We start from the raw sequence: 20,145 nt of genomic DNA, 5'->3' as shown, positions 1-20,145 counted from the left end.
CATTTTAGATATACACACAGTTCTTTTTTAGTCCAGTGACTTCAATGCTTCAAGCATATTAACATCTTTAATCTTACGGTTCACGAAAATGGCCATGATTGCTGTAATCGCCAACGGGATTATTGCTGACAAAAGATAGTTACTCATCAAAATTCCAGGTCTAAACATGGCATTCATCGGAGCCAAATTGTCAATAATAAAACTATGAAGCCAATTTCCAATTAAAAAGCCAAATAGAATACCAAAGATTGAAAGAATAATCGTCTCACGATAAATATATAGACTAGCTTCTTTATTATAGAAACCTAAAACTTTCAAAGTAGAAATTTCTCTCATTCGCTCTTCTAGATTTGTCGTAGTTAAGGTAAAAATTACAACAATTGCTAAAAGTGCTGCTAAGCCAATTAACAGAAACATTACTTTATCCATACTTTGAATTAGACTATCAATTATTTGCTTATTGCTAGTATTTAAATTAATTGCATTAACTGCACCAGTTTTCATCAACGAATTAGCAAAATCATCAGTTTGAACGTCTGGCTTTAATTCAATTAACTGGGCATTAGTATTCATTTTCTGATCAAAATATCTCTCATAGACATTTGAATTCATCAAGACATAATGTCCCATATACATTTCACAAATCCGACTAACTGGCAGTTTAACTTTCTTACCATTACTAGTATTTAAAGTTAACTTATCGCCAGGCTTTAAATGCAAGAGATTAGCCAACTTTTCAGAAATAACCACGCCATGGTTATTCAAGTTAATTTTTTGACCTGACTGTCTATTTCTTAGATTAATGTAGTTGTTAATATTTTTATCTTCTTTTGGCACAATTATTGAAATATCTTGATTTGTTCCATCGATCTTTTTAGTAAGATTTTCAAAATGTACTGACAAATACTTATTTACTTGCTTTGAATCAAGTTTTTGTTCTAATTTTCTGCTCTGATTTCCAGACAAATCCTTTTTATCGACCGCAATTAGATCATATTTAATCAGCTCGCCATATTGCTTTTGACCAATACCAGCTAAAGAATCACGGATACCGAACCCCATCATCAATAAGCCTGTACATCCCGCAATTCCCAGAATTGTCATGATCATTTTTACTTTATAACGAAAAATATTCCTTAACGTAACTTTATAGTTAAAGCCTAAACGTTGCCAAAGTGGTTTGATTCTTTCTAAGAAAATTCGCGAACCATTCTTCGGCGGTTTGGGTAACAATAATTCGCTTGTTGTTGCTCTTAAAACCAAGAATAGTTGAATTAAAGCTGCACCCGTTGTACATAAAACTGCAATTAAGATAGTTAAAAATAGATACTTCCATGAAAATAAAGTCTGAAAATTCGTCAGTGTCAGATTAGCAGTATAAGAATTAAATATTATCTGCGGCAATAGCCAGTAGCCTCCAATTGCACCAATTAAGACGCCTGTTAAAGCAGCTGTTAAGCTATAAACAATGAATTTTAGACTAGTATCAAACTTGCTATATCCTAAAGCTCTTAAAACACCAATATTTTGTCTTTCTTCATCAATGAAGCGTGTCATAGTTGAAAAACTGACTAAAGCTGCCACTGCAAATAGAAAAACTGGGAAAATGTCAGTAATTAATTCAATTTTTTCTGAATTTGACTGGTAAGTATCATAGCCCGGATCATTTTTACGATTATTAACATAATAAGAAATATTACCCAATTGCTTAATTTGCCACTTTTGCTTACTTAATTTACTTTCCTGTCTTTCCAATTGAGCTTTTTGCTCAGTTACGTTTAAGCCATTGCCTTCAGCTAATTCGACTTGTTGCCTAGCCTGATTAAGCTGCTTTTGAGCTAATACTAAATTCTTATCAAGTTCTTTTTTCTTTGTTTTACCATTTTTACTTAAGGCTTTAGTGAGCTTTTTCTTTTTATCATCAATGATCCTTTGATAAGCACTAGAATATGGGTCTAAATTTTTTGTCTGATCAAAGCGAATTCGAGCAATACTATAGTTTGAAGAATTAAAAGCACTCTTTTTCACTACTGCAATTCCTGAAAGCTGACCAGTTCCAACAGTAGTTTGACCAATATTGCTTTTATCCGTATATTCGCTTGGTCGAATAAAACCAACAATCTTAAAACGATTAGTTTTCAAATTATTATGATTATCTAACTTAATCCATTCCCCTAAACGATATTTATCTTTAAGTAAATAACTAATCGCAATTTGTTTATTCTCGTTTGGCAACTTTCCACTAACTATTTGATTAGTGGAAACACTTTTAGTTTCTGATAAAACACGCAGGCTGATCTTAGAATTATTAACAGTTGTATCCTGCAAATATCCTAAATCTAATGTTGCGTTTTTAGCGTGATTTCTAAGCGTCTGAAGATCTCTGTTATCAAGACCATAATTTGAACTGACTGTTAAATCTGCTAAATTTATATTTCGATAATACCTTTGGGCGGTATATCTCATATCAGGACCGGCCATCTTTAAGCCAATAAAGGCAAAAGCACTAACTGCCATTAGTAACATAATCCCAATAAAGCGTCCCCAAGAATTAGTGAGTGAATTTACAGCATCTTTCCATAAAACTTTTTTACTCATGTCACTCACCTACCATTCAATTTTTTCAATATCCTGGGGATGAGCGTTATTTTCAACTTGCTTTATTTTTCCATCTTGAATCCTAATGACCTTGTCAGCTATTGGAGCTAAAGCCGCATTATGCGTCACAATAATAACTGTTGACTTTTTCTTTAAACTACGATCTTGTAGAATCTTAAGTACTTTTTTACCAGTCTGATAGTCTAAAGCTCCAGTTGGTTCATCACATAACAATAAAGCTGGGTTCTTAGCAATGGCACGCGCAATCGCAACTCGTTGCTGCTCTCCGCCAGAGAGCTGGGATGGAAAGTTATTGATCCTTTTTTCAAGTCCCACTTCTTTTAAGGCAACTTCTGCATCAAGCGGATTAGCCACTAACTCATTTGCCAGTTCCACATTTTCTTTAGCAGTTAAGTTAGGTATCAAGTTATAAAACTGAAAAACAAAACCAATTTCGTTCCTCCGATATTTGGTTAATTCTTTAGCAGAGTAATTCGCAATGTTATTTCCATTAACAATAACTTCACCCTCAGTAACATTCTCCATGCCGCCTAAAATATTCAATAAAGTAGACTTGCCGGCACCAGATGATCCTAAAATAATTACCAATTCACCCTGCTCAATATCAAAGCTAAGATCTTTATTTGCCCAAACGGTAGTTGCTCCCGTGCCATACTTCTTTGAACAGTTTCTTAATTCAATAAAAGCCAATTTATTCATCCCCTATTTCTAGTATCCCTATAGATATATTGTATGAAAAATTGACCAAATATATGAATAAAAAGCACTGATATGAAAAGACTTTTTAGTAGTTCAACTAATTCTTATTAAAAATAAACTTTACTGCAATAAAAATAACTATCAAAACACTAAAAATCAAACTTTCTATTATATTACCCTGCTTAACAGCTAAAATTAAAAAGACACACAAAACATAAGCTTGCTTAAATTACCTCTAGACTTCATGATAAATACTTACTTCCCTCTTTAATCGAAAGAATTGCCAGCTCATTATGATGCTTGCTAATAAAATTCTTTACCCAGTCTGGATTAGTTTTTGAATAATCACGTAGTGCCCAGCCAATTGCCTTATTAATAAAAAATTCGGAGCTGCCTAAATTATTTTCTAAAATTGCGTTCAGTAATTTAACATTCATCTTATCTTTACGCAAAAGCTGATGCTCAATTGCTACTCTTCTGACCCAAAAATCGTCATCCTTTGACCAAGCTAACATTAAATCGGTTACTCGATCATCCCTTAAACCAATATTTCCAATTGGCTTAATTAAACTATCAATTGTATCCCACCATTGTTTAGACTTTACATAATTAAAAATATGGTCAATATCTTCAAATTTGAGATATTTTTCTAGTGCAATTAAATAATCACAAACAAAGTATTGAGCCTCACGGTGTTCATCTGCCCAAGCTTGATCTAAAAATTTCCAATCAATTTTTTTATTCGCTTTTTCTAACTTAATAAGATCATGATAGCTTTTCCGACGTTCTGGGGTCTTCAAACCATAAAATTTAAACTTATTTCTCATATAGCTTTCCATTTGTCTAGCTAGTTCTGGATCACTATTCTCGATTAATTTCTTTCTTAATCGTTGATACTTACTTATTTCTTTCACTTCAGTTTCCTCACTTGTTAAAATAAATCTAGTACTTAGAAAAGATAATAATCAATGAAAATTTTAGCATAGAAAATTATGTTTCAAACTAATATTCAAATATACAAATCTGTGATATCCTTATGTTAAATCTTTCACAAAAAGGAGGAAACTTTTTAATGTCCATCAAGAAGTTAGAAAACAGTAGTGACCACGCAATGGTTGCCGAAGAGGTTAAGATTTTAACCAACTTGCTTAATGAAAGTACGCGTCAATTGAGCGGCGACGTTGTTTTTAATAAGATCCAAGACTTGATCAAGATTTCTGCTCAAAAAGACTACGATGCTCTTGAAAAGCAAATTGCTGGTTTAACTAATCAAGAGATGATGGTTGTTGCCCGCTACTTTGCAACCCTACCCTTATTAGTTAATATTTCTGAAGATGTGGAATTAGCAAGTGAAGTTAACTTGCTCAATAATACTGATCAAGATTATCTTGGCAAACTTGAAGATACAATTGATTTAGTTGCACAAAAAGAGAACGCTCGTGAAATCTTAAAGTATGTTAATGTTGTACCAGTTTTAACGGCTCATCCTACTCAAGTTCAAAGAAAAACCGTTCTTGAATTAACCGATCAGATTCACGGCTTATTACGTAGCTATCGTGAAGTTAAGAATGGAACTATCAATCAGGCTGAATGGACTGAAAAGCTTCGTGCCTATATTGAAATTTTAATGCAAACAGATATTATTCGTAGTCACAAGTTGCAAGTATCTAACGAAATTACTAATGTTTTAGCATACTATCCTAAGGCGTTAATTCCAGCAATTACCAAGTTTACGGCTCGCTATCAAGAATTAGCTAAAAAACATAATTTAGATCTTAAAGGCGCAACTCCAATTACGATGGGAATGTGGATTGGCGGCGACCGGGACGGTAATCCTTATGTAACAGCTGATACTTTAAAGCTAAGTGCAGGTTTACAAAGCCAAGTTATTTTTGAATATTACATCAAAAAACTAAATAAACTTTACCGCACTATTTCAATGTCTACGTCTTATATGAAAACTTCCTCAGCTGTTGAAAAACTTTCAGAGCTCTCAAACGACGACTCACCATTTAGAACCAATGAACCTTATCGCCGTGCTTTTTACTATATTGAGAGTCGCTTGCTTCATACTGAATACCAACTTTTGGGTACAGCTGATAAAAATAGTTTTGTTAAAAAGCGTGACTTAGAAAACTTAGATAAGATTCCTGTTTATAATAATCCTCAAGATTTCAAAGCAGATTTAATTACAATCAAAGAATCACTTGAACAAGATCATGACCAGGCAGTCATTAAAAGTTTCTTTACTGAGCTTTTAGAAGCAATTGATATTTTCGGCTTTCACTTGGCAACAATTGATATGCGGCAAGATTCTAGCGTAAACGAAGCATGTGTGGCTGAGTTACTCAAGAGTGCTGGAATTTGTGATAATTACAGTGATTTACCAGAAAAAGAAAAAGTTCAAGTCCTACTTAAAGAACTAAATGACGATCCACGTAATCTACATGCTAATAACAAGCCTAAGTCTGACCTACTTCAAAAAGAATTAAAAATTTACAAGACTGCACGTCAACTTAAAGATCGCATCGGCGAAGACGTAATTAAGCAGCATATTATTTCTCATACGGAAAGCGTTTCTGACCTATTAGAGCAAGCAATTATGCTCAAAGAATACGATCTTTTAGACAATCAAGGTGCCCGCATCCAAGTAGTTCCATTATTTGAAACAGTTGAAGATTTAGAAAACTCCCGCGAAATCATGAAGGAGTTTTTGAACTTAGATATTGTTAAAAAATGGCTTGCTTCTCAAAACAATTACCAAGAAATTATGCTCGGCTATTCTGATTCAAACAAAGACGGTGGCTACTTAGCTTCTTGCTGGAATCTCTATAAGGCTCAAAAAGATTTAACTGCAATGGGCAAAAAATTAGGCGTTAATATTACCTTTATGCATGGACGTGGCGGAACTGTTGGCCGCGGTGGTGGTCCTTCATATGAAGCCATTACTGCTCAACCTTTTGGTTCAATTAATGATCGGATTCGAATGACCGAACAAGGTGAAATCATTCAAAATAAATATGGTAATCAAGATACTGCCTATTACAACTTAGAAATGCTTGCTTCAGCAACGATTGACCGAATTGTTTCTAAGCAAATCGTAAGCGAAGATGATATTGGTGGCTTCCGTGATTCAATGGATAAGATTGTACTTGATAGTAATAAAGTTTACCGTAAATTAGTTTTCGAAACGCCTGCCTTTCTTGACTACTTCTTACAAGCTACTCCAATTAAACAAATTTCCAACTTAAATATTGGCTCTCGCCCAGCTGCAAGAAAGAAAATCACTGACTTCTCAGGATTAAGAGCTATCCCTTGGGTCTTCTCCTGGTCACAAAGTCGGATCATGTTTCCAGGTTGGTATGGTGTTGGATCTGCCTTCAAGCATTTTATCGATGCCGATTCTCACAACTTAGAAACTTTACAAAAGATGTATCAGGGCTGGCCATTCTTCCACTCTCTACTTTCTAACGTCGATATGGTTTTATCAAAATCTAACATGGATATCGCCAAGCAATATGCGGACCTATGTGAAGATGAAGATACTAAGAAGGTCTTTGACACTATCTACCAAGAATGGAAACTTACCAAAGAAGTTATTCTTCAAATTGAAGGTAATAAGGAGCTACTAGCTGATAATCCAAGCCTTCAAATGAGTTTAAATTACCGGATGCCATACTTTAATATCCTTAACTACATTCAGATTGAGATGATTAAACGGGATCGTGTTGATGACATTGCTGGTGTTTACGAAAGCATCTTACCAATTACTATCAATGGTGTAACTTCTGGCTTACGTAATTCGGGATAGTTTTAAGAATTTTATTTTGAGGAAAGCAACATGACAAAAGCACTATTAATTATTGATTATACTAATGATTTTATTGCAGATAATGGTTCTCTTACCTGCGGCAAACCTGCCCAAGATTTGGAAGATTATTTAATTGAGCTTGCAGATAAATTTTATGAAAATGGTGATTACGTTATTTTCCCAACTGACGGTCATACCGGAGATAAATTTAGCCCTGAATACAAGCTTTTCCCGCCACATAATATTGTCGGCACTCCGGGACAAGAACTTTATGGCAAATTAAAAGACTGGTACGAAAGTCATAAGTCTAGCAAACGTATTTATAAGTTTAATAAAAATCGCTACTCTTCTTTTCAAAATACTAATCTTGATAATTACCTACGTGAACGTAAAATCGATGATCTTTGGCTAACCGGTGTATGTACTGACATTTGTGTACTTCATACCGCAGTGAGTGCCTATAATTTAAATTATGGCATCACCATTCCAACTAAAGGCGTTACAACATTTACCGAGCATGGACAAGAATGGGCATTAGACCACTTCAAGAATTCACTTGGTGCAAAAGTAATATAATGTTATGAATGAAAAATATTACTATGAGATAATGTCACAAAATTAAATAAGAAAAATAAGCTGTATTACTTTTTCTAGAAGATAATACAGCTTATTTTCTTTGATTAAAATTTCTATTTTAAATTGATTAATTCAATACTATCAACACCGTCAATTTCACTGACATTAACGGATACTTGTTCATTAAGAGAGGTTGGAATATTTTTACCAACAAAATCAGCTTTGATCGGTAATTCTCGATGTCCTCGATCTACTAAAACAGCTACAGAAATCGATTTGGGTCGTCCATTTGCTATCAAGGCATCCCCATCGCTGCCCTAATTGTGCGACCGGTATAAAGAACGTCGTCTACTAAGACAACATTTTTGTTAGTAATATCTAAGTCCATCGGCTCTAAATCAGGTATTTTTTCCTGACTAAAATCATTTTTCCGATCATCCCGATAAGGTGTAATATCCAATTCACCTAATGGAACGTCGACTTTTTCAACCTCTTTAAGTCGATCACGCATTCTGCGAGCCAAATACACTCCACGCGTCTTAATACCGACTAAAACTAGATCTTCTACTCCCTTATTTCTTTCAATAATTTCATACGTAATTCTGACAAGAGCTCGCTTCATTGCAAGCTTATCCCAAATTTCTTTTGCCATTGTATCTCTTCCCTAATCAAGAATTTCTTATTTTAAGGCGTCTGTCGCAAATGATCTATTTTCAAGAGAAGTTAAAAGCGCGTCAGCTGTGTCAAGAGCAGTTAACAAGGGAACATTTTGTTGAATAGCCATCTGTCTAATAATAAATCCATCTGAGTTCTTTTCAATATCATGTCCCATAGTATTAATCACTAAGTCGATCTTCCCATCCCTCAGTTCATTCAAGATATTATCATCTGCATTTTCGTTCTCATGAACTTTGGTTACTAGATCAACATGCAAGCCATTATTCTTTAAAAAGTCAGCTGTCCCTTTTGTCGCAAAAATTCGATAACCAATTCTAGCAAAACGCTTAGCAATTGGTAAAATCTTATCTTTATCTCTATCTTCAATTGTCAATAAAACATTTCCGTTTTCAGGTAGCTGCATCTTTGCTCCTGCAAAGGCCTTATAAAGTGCTTTGGCAAAGGTATGGTCGCTTCCCATTACTTCACCAGTGGACTTCATTTCAGGTCCAAGATATGAATCCACATCTGCCAACTTACTAAAGCTAAACACAGGAGCCTTAACGCTAATCATTTCTGGCTCTGGAGCAAGACCATCGCTGTAGCCTTGCTCTGCTAAGCTTTCACCCATAATTACTCTAGTTGCAACTTGCGCCATTTCAATTCCAGTTATTTTACTCAAAAACGGCACTGTTCTACTTGCCCGAGGGTTTACTTCGATTACGTAAACTTCACCATTTCTAACAATAAACTGAATATTCATAATTCCAACACAATTAAGAGTAAGCGCTAATTTCCGAGTAACGTCCATAATCTTCTCTTTGACGTCATCAGTAAATGTTTGTGGTGGATATACTGCCATTGAGTCACCTGAGTGAACACCTGCATGTTCAATATGTTCCATAATTCCAGGCAATAGTACATCTTTACCATCGCAAATTGCATCAACGTCGCATTCACGACCATCTAAATAATCATCAACCAAAATTGGATGATCTGCTGCAATATCTACGTGATCATGTAAATATTCTTCTAGTTCGCTCTTGTTATAAACAATTTCCATTGCTTTTCCACCCAGCACATAACTTGGACGAACTAAGACTGGGTATCCTAACTCTTCAGCTGCTTTAATTACGCCATCATGCGTTGTAGCAGTTAAGCCTTTCGGTTGATTAAGTTGAAGCTTTTTAATAATTTGGTCAAATAGTTCACGATCTTCTGCACGGTTAAGATCTTTAACTGTCGTTCCAAGGATCTTAACTCCATGTTTTTCTAAACCAGCTGCTAAATTAATAGAAGTTTGACCACCGAATTGAACAATGACACCTTCTGGCTTTTCTAAGTCGCAAACATTCAAGACATCTTCTAATGTTAAAGGTTCAAAATACAGTTTATCTGAAATTGAAAAGTCAGTTGAAACAGTTTCCGGGTTTGAATTAATTACAATTGCTTCATAACCCATTTTTTGTAGTGCTTTAACACAGTGAACTGTGGCATAATCAAACTCAACTCCCTGTCCAATTCTAATTGGGCCAGAACCAATAACAATAACTGATTTCTTTCCAGACTTATGTGATTCATTTTCACCATCATAAGTTGAATAGAAATAAGGTGTTTTGGATTCAAATTCAGCTGCACAGGTGTCAACCATCTTATAAACTGGAATGATATTTTGCTTTTTACGTAAGTCTCTAACTTGATCAGCCTTTTCATCCCATAAAGCAGCTATAGTTGGATCGCTAAAGCCATATTTTTTAGCTAAACGTAAAGTCTCAAGATCATCCTTATTTTCTTTAATGGTCTTCTCCATTTCAACCATATGACTCACAATATCTAAGAAATAAAAGTTAATCTTCGTTAATTCGTGTACATCTTCAAAACTGTACCCTCTTCTAAATGCCTCAGCTAAGTAAAAGAGACGATCATCTTGTGCTCTAACTAGCTTTTGTTCAATTTCTTCATCACTTGCCCGATGAGCTTTTTCTGAATATAAATCTTTTTCATCAATTTCAAGTGACCTTACTGCTTTCTGCATTGCTTCTTCAGCAGTTCGACCAATTGCCATTACTTCACCGGTTGCTTTCATTTGTGTACCCAAAGTACGATCAGCTTTAGAGAATTTATCAAATGGCCAGCGTGGCATTTTGCAGACAACATAGTCTAATGCTGGTTCAAATTCCGCATAAGTTGTTCCGGTTACAGGATTCTTAATTTCATCTAAAGTCATTCCGATTGCAATTTTGGCTGCCATCTTAGCAATTGGATAACCAGTTGCTTTTGAAGCAAGAGCACTTGACCTTGACACTCTTGGATTAACTTCAATCACGTCATAATCAAAACTATTTGGGTCTAAAGCTAGCTGCACATTACAGCCACCTTCAATTTTAAGAGCACGAATTAAACGTAAAGAGCAATCTCTAAGCATTTGGTATTCTTTATCGCTTAAAGTTTGACTAGGTGAAAAGACAATTGAATCTCCTGTATGAATACCAACTGGATCAAAATTTTCCATGCAGCAAACGATCATTGCATTATCGTCATGGTCACGCATTACCTCAAACTCAATTTCTTTATAGCCAGCGATGGATTTTTCAATTAAACATTCAGTCACTGGAGAAAGCTCTAAACCATTCTTAGCAATTTCAGCTAATTCTTCATGACTATGGCAGATTCCGCCACCAGTTCCACCCATCGTAAATGCTGGTCTAACAATGATTGGATATCCAATTTCATCACCAAATGCAAGAGCATCTTCTACTGTATTAACAGTTCTTGAAGGAGGAACAGGTTCGCCTAATTTTTTACATAATTCTTTGAATTTTTCTCTATCTTCTGCTTGTTCAATCGAAGAAAGCTTTGTTCCTAGTAATTCAATATTTAATTCGTCTAAAATTCCAGTTTTAGCCAAAGCTAGCGCCATGTTTAACCCAACTTGGCCGCCAAGAGTTGGCAGAATTGCATCAGGATATTCCTGTCTAATTATTCTAGAAATTGATTCTACTGTTAGTGGTTCAATGTAAACCTTATCAGCAATGGTTGTATCAGTCATAATTGTCGCTGGATTTGAGTTGACCAAAACCACTTCGTAACCTTCTTCACGAAGAGCTAAGCAAGCTTGAGTACCTGAATAATCAAACTCAGCAGCTTGACCAATAATAATTGGACCAGAACCAATCACCATAATTTTATGAATATCTGTTCTTTTAGGCATGACGCTCTTCTTCCTTTCTTTGGTCAATCATTGACATGAAATCATCAAATAATGAATCTTCATCATGAGGTCCTGGTGTTGCATCAGGGTGGAATTGCACTGAAAATGCTGGATACTTTTTATGGCGTAAACCTTCAACAGTCCCGTCATTTACTTCAACATGCGTAATCATCAGATTTTCTTTATCAATTGAAGCAGGATCAACTGCATAACCATGATTTTGCGAAGTAAAACCAATATTTCCAGTTGCAATTTCTCGTACTGGATGGTTAAAACCACGGTGTCCAAATTTCATCTTGTAGGTTTTAGCACCATTAGCAAGTGCAAAAACTTGGTGCCCCATACAAATTCCAAACAAAGGAACATGTTTTTCAACTTCTTGAACCATCTTTGCAGCTTCAACCATTTCTTCTGGATCTCCAGGTCCATTAGATAGGAGCACGCCATCTGGATTAAGACTTAAAATTTCATCAGCGCTTGCAGTGTAAGGTAAAACAATGCAATTACAATCTCTTTCAGCTAACTCTCGTAAAATACTATGCTTAATTCCAAAATCAACTACAACAATGTTACGTTTAGAGCCTGGAACTGGATAAGAGTTCTTAGTTGAAACACGGCTAATTACACCTTGAGTAATGTTTTGCTCTTTTAATTCTTGGGCAATCTTAGTGGCGTCTTCTTTAGAATCAGTGATCTTTCCTTTTAAGGTACCGTGAATTCGAAGTTTCTTAACCAATTCACGCGTATCAATTCCTTGTAAGCCAGGAATATTTAATCTCTCTAAAAATTTTGGCAAAGTTGTTTGCATTCTCCAATTATCTGGATGACGAGCAACTTGATGACATACTACACCCTTAATTTGCGGTTCAAGTGATTCATAGTCTGCTAAGGTAATCCCATAATTACCAATTAAGGGATTAGTAAAAACCAAAATCTGGTCAGCATAACTTTGATCAGTAATTGCTTCTTGATAACCAGTCATACCCGTTGTAAAAACAACTTCACCGCTACTTTCGCAGTCAGCCCCAAAGGCTTCTCCTTCATAAATACTACCATCTTCTAAAATTAAATAGCGCTTCATTTTGTTCCCCTTTGATATACAACTTCACCGTCAACAAGCGTCATCACTGTTTCACCATATACTTTTTGACCAGTAAATGGTGTATTTACACCTTTTGATTTAAAATCTGCTTCCTTAATTTTGGTTTTATGCTCAATATCAAAAATTGCAATATCTGCATTTTTACCAGGTTCAAGAACACCTGCATTCTTAATTCCAAACACTTTAGCTGGTTTGTCGCTGAGAAGTGCTAATAATTGCTCAAGCCTTAAAACTTTTTCTTCTTTTACAAATTTAGTATAGAGTGTACTAAAAGCCGTTTCGCTTCCAGTAATTCCAAAAGCAGCGTCTTTCATGCCGCCCTGCTTTTCTTTTTTTGCATGTGGTGCATGATCAGTAGCAATCAAGTCAATTGTTCCATCTAGCAAACCAACTAGAAGAGCTGCTTGATCTTCTTTATTTCTTAGTGGCGGATTCATTTTGAAGTAACCATTGTCTTTAGGAATATCGTTATCAGTCAATAAAATGTGGTGCGGGGCAACTTCACAAGTTACGTTAATTCCACGTGCTTTAGCTAGACGCACCAGTTCAACGCTTGTCTTAGTTGAGACATGGCAAATGTGATAGTGAACTCCAGTCTTTTGTGCTAAAAGTAGGTCACGCGCAATTTGAGTAGTTTCCGCAAGCTCAGTAACGGGTGGTAAATCAAGTCTTTCTGCTGTTATACCTTCGTTCACAATTCCTTTGTTAAAAAGCGAATCGTCCTGGGCATGAGTTGCAATGATTAAGTTGTTTTCTTTAGCTTTTTGCATTGCTAAATACATTGTTTGCGCAGTTTGTACGCCGTGGCCATCATTACTCAAGGCAAAGGCACCGGCTTTTTTCAATGCTGCATAATCAGGAATAATATCAGTTGTTTCATCGTTAGTTATTGGGCCATATTGAAAAATATGAACTACACCTTTACTCTGGTTTTCCTCCACCATCTTCTTCATTAATTCAGGTGTATTAGGAACCGGAGTAACATTTGGCATTGCACCGACGGTTGTAAAACCACCACGTGCTGCAGCTTGACTACCAGTTTTAATATCTTCTTTATAAGTTTGACCAGGATCACGGTAGTGAACATGAACATCGACTAATCCCGGACTAACAAGCATTCCTTGGGCATCAATGACATTTTCTGCATCTAAATCTATTCCAATCGCCTTTATTTTTTTACCTTCAATTAAGACATCAGCTTTAATTAAGCGACCATTTTGGTAAACTATTCCATTTTTTATTACAGTTGCCATTACTTAAGTCCTCCCAATTTTCTTCCACGCAAAACTACTTCTATCATCGCCATTCTCATAAACACACCATTTTGCATTTGACGCGTAAACATACACTTATCGCTTTCAACTAAGTCTCCACTTAATTCAACGTCGTGATTAATCGGACCTGGGTGCATAATAATTGTGTCAGGCTTTAGTTCTTGGTAGCGTTTATGATTAATTCCATATTCTTCATGATATGCTTTGGCATCAAAGCTCTTTTCATTCGGATCACCGCTGTGTCTTTCATGTTGAACTCTCAAGAGCATCATGACATCCATTTCAGGAACTAGCTTGTCTAATTTCTCATATTTTCCATACTTATCATATTCACTTGAATACCAGTACTCAGGACCTGAGAAGTAAACCTCTGCACCTAATCTTGTCAACAATTCCATATTGCTTTTGGCCACGCGTGAATTAGTAATGTCTCCAACAATAGCCACTTTCAAGCCTTTAAAATGACCAAAGTGTTCATGAATTGTCATCATATCTAATAAGCATTGACTAGGATGTTGTCCACTGCCATCACCTGCATTAATTACGCCAATATTTAAATGTTGATGCTTCTTTGGATGAATGAGATCTTGATAGTATTCATTTTGTGAGTGACGAATTACCTCAATATTTACCCCAACAGCGTCCATAATCAACGAGGTATCATATAATGTTTCACCTTTATTAACTGAAGAATGTGCTGGATCAAAAGGAATTACTGTTAAGCCTAATTTTCTTTCAGCCATTTCAAAACTAGTATGCGTCCTGCTTGAATCTTCAAAAAACATATTTGAAATATAAACTGGCTGAGTTAAACGCGGTGTTGCTCCACCATTTTTAAAGTACTCTGCTCGCTTAATTAAAGCTTCAACTTCTTCAACACTTAAATTTTCTACACTAACAAAATGTGGTAAACTGACAAGATTTAATTTTTCCATTTTTTATTCTTTCTAAAACAAAAGGCCTGAAGCATTTAATTGCTTCAGGCCTATTTTTCGTATTCTGGTACACGAAAAATATAGCAACCCTTCTGGCCCTCTCTGGAGTCAATTAAATGGTTGACTATTAAATTAATATTTCTAAACTATTTTGGTAAAGACTTCAATTCAACCGAATCCTTACCGTCTTTTTCTACCATGTTAACAGCAACTTGTTCGTCAGTTGCTGTTGGAATATTTTTGCCAACAAAATCAGCGCGAATCGGCAATTCCCGGTGGCCACGATCTACTAAAACCGCAACTTTAATTGAACTAGGACGTCCATCATCCATTAAAGCGTCCATTGCTGCTCGAATTGTACGACCAGTATAGATTACGTCATCAATTAAGATAACCTTCTTATCGTTAATATCAACGCTTATTTTATTTGAATTAATTACTGGATCTTGCTTCAAGGACGCATCATGACGATCATCACGGTAAAGTGTGATGTCTAGTTCATCAACTGGCACATCAACGTCTTCTAACTTTTGAATACGATCATGAATTCTCTTAGCTAAGTAAACACCACGCGTTTTGATACCGATCAAAACCAGATTATCTGTTCCTTTATTTTGTTCAATAATTTCATAAGTAATTCGAGTTAGTGCACGCTTCATTGCTAATGCATCCCAAATTTCCTTTGCCATCTTTTACCCTCCTGATCTTGCCCATGAAAAAAGCTCCTAGTATCAGAGACTAGGAGCTTAGAGTAAAGTCAATACTTATTTAAGCCTGCCTTGCTAGCCTCACGGGACTAATTTTAAAGGACATTCATTGCTTTAAAATTACTGTAAATTATCTTCTTTGTCAAGCAATTTAATTAAATTCAACTTGATTAACAAGATCATTAATATTTTCAATACCTAGTTTTTCTAATTCATTAGGCAATTCATCAGCAATATGTTTTGATGCAATACTGTCTTTAAAATGAGCTGTTCCAACCGCAACAGCATTAGCACCAGCAAGCATAAATTTGATTACATCTTGAGCTGAACTAATTCCACCCATTCCAATAATTGGCAAACTTGTACTTTGACGAACTTGGTGAACCATTCTAAGCGCAACTGGCTTAACTGCTTCTCCAGAAAGACCACCAACATTGTGACCTAAAACAGGTTTTCTTGTTTTAATATCAATATCCATCCCTAAAAGAGTATTAATTAGGGACAAACCATCTGCACCGCCCTTTTCAGCAGCTTTAGCGATTTGTATGATATCAGTAACATTTGGAGTTAGTTTCACATAAATAGGAACATTAGTAACTGCCTTAATTTTCTTTGTTAAAGATTCAACTACATCTGGATGAACACCAAAACTCATACCGCCTTGGTTTACGTTAGGACAAGAAACATTAATCTCTAAAGCATTAACTAAACCTGAATCAGATAATTTTTGGGCTACTTCAACATAACCTGCTTCATCTTCCCCACCAACACTAGCCATGATTGGTAAAGCAGGATAACTTTGACGTAAAGGCGCTAACTTATCTTTAATTACCGCATTAACTCCAGGATTCGTTAATCCAACTGAATTTAAAACTCCAGTATCTAAAACAGCTATTTGTGGCTGAGGATTACCTGTTGTTGCATGAGGAGTAGTAGTCTTAATGACCATTGCTCCTAAATCATTTAAATCAAACTTCTTAGCTGCTGGAACATCTCCAAAGCCAAAAGTTCCACTTGCTGGCATAACTGGATTCTTTAAATCTAATCCTGGTAATTTTACATGCGTATTAATCATATTTTCCTCCAAAATGAATGCTCACGGTCATTCGATTATTTTTCAAGAACTGATTGTACACGCTTTTTTGTTTTTTTCAAAGTTAAAAATTTTATTTGTAATTCTTGACCGAAGGTGCTAAACTTCATTTTGATTAAACTTTAAACGGTACAGAGAGACCGCAAGTTAAAAATTATTGGCTTAAATTATCTGGGAAAGTCTATACCTAGTGTCTCTCTGCGCTCGGTGTAGACTTTTTTTATGGAGGAAAAATGACAAGACCAGTTATCGTTGCCTTAGATTTAGACAATGAAAAGAAATTAAATGCACTCTTACCTAAGTTAGGCAAACCAGAAAATGTTTTTATTAAAATTGGAATGGAACTCTTTTTCAATGAAGGTCCTGCAATTGTTAGAAATTTATCTGAGCAAGGCTATCAAATTTTCTTAGATTTAAAAATGAGTGATATACCTAATACTGTTTACAATGGGGCTAAAGCCCTAGCTCAATTAGGAATCACTTATACTACAGTTCATGCTCTTGGCGGCAGTCAAATGATTAAAGCAGCAAAAGAAGGTTTAATTGCTGGCACACCTGTCGGTAAAAACATCCCTAAGTTATTAGCTGTTACAGAATTAACTTCAATTTCTGATGATATTTTGCACGAAGAACAAAATTGTAATTTATCAATGAAGCAGCAGGTTTTAAGTCTAGCTGAAACTGCTAAAAAGGCTGGCGCTGATGGAGTAATTTGTTCACCGCTAGAAGTTAAGAATTTGCGTCAAAATGTTGGTGACGACTTTTTATACGTAACTCCTGGCATTCGCCCAGCAGGAAATGCCAAAGATGATCAGTCTAGAGTAGCTACGCCAGCCCAGGCAAAAGAATGGGGGTCAACCGCGATTGTAGTGGGACGTCCGATTACTCTAGCAACTAATCCAGAAGCAGCATATGAAGCAATTAAGAAGGAGTTCAACTAAAATGCATAAAGATCAAATTATCAGCCAATTAATCCAAGAAAAAATTATTACTATTTCACCTGATAAACCATTTACATACGCAAGCGGGATGCTTTCACCAATCTATACCGATTTACGCTTAACTGTTTCCTATCCCGAATTGCGTGACATGATCGCTAGCGACTTGGCCAATTTAATTGCAAAAGAATTTCCTGAAGCAACAATTGTCGGAGGTGTTGCAACAGCAGGAATTCCACATGCTGCTTTAGTTGCTGAAAAATTGCACCTACCAATGATTTACGTTAGACCCAAGCCAAAAGATCATGGAAAAGGTCGTCAAATTGAAGGCCGCTTCTCAGAAAATGATAAGATCGTTTTGATTGATGATTTAATTACTACTGGTGGCTCAGTCCTTAATGCAGTTAAAGCCACAGAAAAAGATGGTGGTCATGTTGCTGGTGTTTCTTCAATTTTCACTTATTACTTACCAGATGCTAAAGAAAACTTTAAAAAGGCAAATGTAAAATATGCACCACTTCTTTCCTACCCTGAATTGCTGAAGAAAGAAAACGAGTCTGGTCATATTACTAGTGAACAATATGATATTTTGAAGACTTGGCATGAAGATCCATGGGCTTGGGGTAAAAAGTTCAATAATTAATACAAATATTTGAAAAAGCAGAGATGATAGACAACGATTATGTTGCAATCATCTCTGCTTTTTTTGTTTATTACGCGTTTCTTTTTTCTTTTGAGATTTTTATAAAAACAAAGTTAATTAATCGCTTTATTTTGCTTGTGTTAGACTTAAGAAGAGTAAGTCATTTTCTTTTTTATTAGTATTTTGTTAATAAAAAATACAACATTTTTATTTATAATAATTGTAACTAGCAGAAAGGATGGATGAAATATGGATACAAATAATATTTTGTCTTACATAAAATGGCGTGGCGATATTTCCCTTTCTGCACGACCATTTGACGAAGTAGATGCATTAGTGATTGCCACATTTTCTTATATTCATCTCGATGGTATCGTCCCTGACTCTAATAAAGAAGTTTCAATTAAAGACGTTGCCCAAAAATATTTTAATTCATCAAATCAAAACTTAGATCACTACAAGTATCAAGATTTACTTAAATTAATGGCTAACTCAGTTCGGTTTGGGGATGCCAAATTATCTTATTTTGCTGATGTTCTAACTGACCGCATTCAATTTTCTGCGATAAAAATTAGTTTAGATAATGATACTAATTTTATTTCTTTTCGTGGTACTGACGATACATTAGTTGGCTGGAAAGAAGATTTTGAAATTAGTTTTAGAACTACTGGAGCTCAAAAATATGCATTGAAATACCTCACAAATATTCTTAAAACTACCAATCAAGTATATAGTCTCGCAGGACATTCTAAAGGTGGTAATCTAGCTGAATATGCGGCAGTTAACTTACCAGATGATCTAAAAGAAAATATTGACACTATTTATACTTTCGACAGTCCCGGCCTTAGTACACAAGTTGATGGCGTAACCGATAAATTAAAACGCTATGTTCCAGAATTCAGTATTATTGGACGATTGTTTGAGCCAGAAAATATTACCCCAACCATTTTAGTCAGTGATCGGTCCAAACTTGCTCAGCATGATCCAATGAGTTGGGAAGTTTCAGGCTCTCATTTTATTACTAGAAACCATAGAAACCCTACTTCTAAAATATATAATCAAATTATCAATCAATGGATTGGCGAAGCAAATCTACAGGAGCGAGAAGCCTTAACTAATGATTTATTCAGCGCGTTTGCTGCAAGTGGCGCAACCAAAATTACTGAGCTTAATAAAAATGGTTTTGGCGGTTTTGGCGCAATACTTTTTTCACTTACAGATTCTTCAAGAAGAACTAGATTCGTGTTAGGTAGTTTATGGGAAACCATTTGGCGTAGTATTAAAGCAACGCATCTCGAAAAACTTTTTATTAATACTAATTCAATTATCGGTTGGGTTTTAATTCTTCTTGGTATTGTTGATCTCACAATTCCTGATTACGCTTATCGCGCGTTTGGTGGCTTAGTTGCCCTCTTTTGCGTAGGTTGGAGTGGTTATCACATTGTTGAGACCGCAAATTCTCATCTTTTGCCTAAACCCAAAAGATTCTTCATTATTTCCTACCTAATAGTTTTTGGCCTTGCAATTGCAATTATTTCAAATAATCGCTTGCTTAACTTCTTAGCTCATTACGTTTTAGGTATCTTCTTAATTGGTTTTGCATACGTAAGATTACGTAGCGTAATTGTTAAAAATAAGAAAAATGGAATCTTTAGAAATATTATTGATGTCCTAGAAAGTTTGATCGCTTTTGCTGCAGGAATTATTGTGATTATAAATCCAAATTACTTTAGTCGGCAGGCAGTAATTAGCTTAGGAATTTTATTAATTATTTATGGCTTTTTCCAACTAGTAATGGAATTATTCAAGCAAAGAAAACTACGTATGCCATCTAAACATCGCTAAAGATACAAAAAGCTTTCGGAAAATCTATTCCGAAG

14 protein-coding genes and 1 pseudogene are annotated in these 20,145 nt (G+C 35.3%); 5 read left to right on the top strand and 10 right to left on the bottom strand.

The features are described from left to right. Window positions 1-27 precede the first annotated feature (27 nt). The 3 genes from LpgJCM5343_RS04345 to LpgJCM5343_RS04335 form a co-directional block, all read right to left on the bottom strand. Entirely contained in the window at window positions 28-2,598 is a 2,571-nt protein-coding gene (locus tag LpgJCM5343_RS04345) for an ABC transporter permease (protein ID WP_101890660.1), read from the bottom strand. Between the two features lie 9 nt (window positions 2,599-2,607). Further along, window positions 2,608-3,309, bottom strand: coding sequence for an ABC transporter ATP-binding protein (locus LpgJCM5343_RS04340; RefSeq protein WP_162496241.1), 702 nt, complete (start codon window positions 3,307-3,309; stop codon window positions 2,608-2,610). A 251-nt stretch (window positions 3,310-3,560) separates the two neighbouring features. Further along, the gene (locus tag LpgJCM5343_RS04335) at window positions 3,561-4,232 is read right to left on the bottom strand and encodes a DNA alkylation repair protein (protein WP_113576163.1); all 672 of its coding nucleotides are present in this window, start codon (window positions 4,230-4,232) and stop codon (window positions 3,561-3,563) included. A gap of 158 nt (window positions 4,233-4,390) precedes the next feature. On the opposite strand from LpgJCM5343_RS04335, the gene ppc reads away from it, so the two are divergent. Beyond that, complete coding sequence (gene ppc / locus LpgJCM5343_RS04330; RefSeq protein WP_101890658.1) at window positions 4,391-7,129, top strand: phosphoenolpyruvate carboxylase; 2,739 nt, start codon at window positions 4,391-4,393, stop codon at window positions 7,127-7,129. Window positions 7,130-7,159: 30 nt separating this feature from the next. Next, the gene (locus tag LpgJCM5343_RS04325) at window positions 7,160-7,705 is read left to right on the top strand and encodes a cysteine hydrolase family protein (RefSeq protein WP_101890657.1); all 546 of its coding nucleotides are present in this window, start codon (window positions 7,160-7,162) and stop codon (window positions 7,703-7,705) included. Between the two features lie 113 nt (window positions 7,706-7,818). On the opposite strand, the pseudogene pyrR (LpgJCM5343_RS04320) reads toward LpgJCM5343_RS04325, so the two are convergent. The 7 genes and pseudogenes from pyrR (LpgJCM5343_RS04320) to LpgJCM5343_RS04290 all read right to left on the bottom strand — a co-directional run bounded on the left by pyrR (LpgJCM5343_RS04320) (window position 7,819) and on the right by LpgJCM5343_RS04290 (window position 16,666). Further along, window positions 7,819-8,357 (bottom strand): annotated as a pseudogene (pyrR, locus tag LpgJCM5343_RS04320) (bifunctional pyr operon transcriptional regulator/uracil phosphoribosyltransferase PyrR). A 27-nt stretch (window positions 8,358-8,384) separates the two neighbouring features. Continuing rightward, on the bottom strand, window positions 8,385-11,573 hold the full coding sequence (gene carB, locus LpgJCM5343_RS04315) for a carbamoyl-phosphate synthase large subunit (RefSeq protein ID WP_101890656.1): 3,189 nt from the start codon (window positions 11,571-11,573) through the stop codon (window positions 8,385-8,387). Then, window positions 11,566-12,654, bottom strand: coding sequence for a carbamoyl phosphate synthase small subunit (locus LpgJCM5343_RS04310; RefSeq protein WP_077959024.1), 1,089 nt, complete (start codon window positions 12,652-12,654; stop codon window positions 11,566-11,568). Before LpgJCM5343_RS04310 ends, carB begins: the two co-directional genes overlap by 8 nt. After that, window positions 12,651-13,928 carry a dihydroorotase gene (locus LpgJCM5343_RS04305; RefSeq protein WP_048686885.1) on the bottom strand — a complete coding sequence of 426 codons (1,278 nt, stop codon included), beginning with the start codon at window positions 13,926-13,928 and terminating at the stop codon, window positions 12,651-12,653. The genes LpgJCM5343_RS04310 and LpgJCM5343_RS04305 overlap by 4 nt, the downstream gene beginning before the upstream one ends. Next, window positions 13,928-14,884 (bottom strand): aspartate carbamoyltransferase catalytic subunit, encoded by a 957-nt coding sequence (locus LpgJCM5343_RS04300; protein ID WP_101890655.1) that lies wholly within the window; start codon window positions 14,882-14,884, stop codon window positions 13,928-13,930. Before LpgJCM5343_RS04300 ends, LpgJCM5343_RS04305 begins: the two co-directional genes overlap by 1 nt. 146 nt (window positions 14,885-15,030) lie before the next feature. Continuing rightward, a complete protein-coding gene (gene pyrR / locus LpgJCM5343_RS04295) occupies window positions 15,031-15,573 on the bottom strand; it encodes a bifunctional pyr operon transcriptional regulator/uracil phosphoribosyltransferase PyrR (RefSeq protein ID WP_003648952.1) in 543 nt (180 codons plus the stop codon). 169 nt (window positions 15,574-15,742) lie between these two features. After that, on the bottom strand, window positions 15,743-16,666 hold the full coding sequence (locus LpgJCM5343_RS04290; protein WP_101890654.1) for a dihydroorotate dehydrogenase: 924 nt from the start codon (window positions 16,664-16,666) through the stop codon (window positions 15,743-15,745). A 251-nt stretch (window positions 16,667-16,917) separates the two neighbouring features. Here LpgJCM5343_RS04290 and pyrF point away from each other — a divergent pair, with 251 nt between their 5' ends. The 3 genes from pyrF (at window position 16,918) to LpgJCM5343_RS04275 (ending at window position 20,110) form a co-directional block, all read left to right on the top strand. Then, window positions 16,918-17,625 (top strand): orotidine-5'-phosphate decarboxylase, encoded by a 708-nt coding sequence (pyrF, locus tag LpgJCM5343_RS04285; RefSeq protein ID WP_048686878.1) that lies wholly within the window; start codon window positions 16,918-16,920, stop codon window positions 17,623-17,625. A 1-nt stretch (window position 17,626) separates the two neighbouring features. Further along, complete coding sequence (gene pyrE, locus LpgJCM5343_RS04280; RefSeq protein ID WP_003647205.1) at window positions 17,627-18,265, top strand: orotate phosphoribosyltransferase; 639 nt, start codon at window positions 17,627-17,629, stop codon at window positions 18,263-18,265. 249 nt (window positions 18,266-18,514) lie between these two features. Then, window positions 18,515-20,110, top strand: coding sequence for an Mbeg1-like protein (locus LpgJCM5343_RS04275; protein ID WP_048686869.1), 1,596 nt, complete (start codon window positions 18,515-18,517; stop codon window positions 20,108-20,110). The last annotated feature ends 35 nt before the right edge of the window (window positions 20,111-20,145 follow it).

The sequence above is a fragment of the Lactobacillus paragasseri genome (assembly GCF_003584685.1).
In the GTDB taxonomy this organism is placed as follows: Bacteria; Bacillota; Bacilli; order Lactobacillales; family Lactobacillaceae; genus Lactobacillus; species Lactobacillus paragasseri.
Note: the sequence above shows the minus strand (reverse complement) of the source record. Positions and strands in the feature narration are given on the sequence as shown.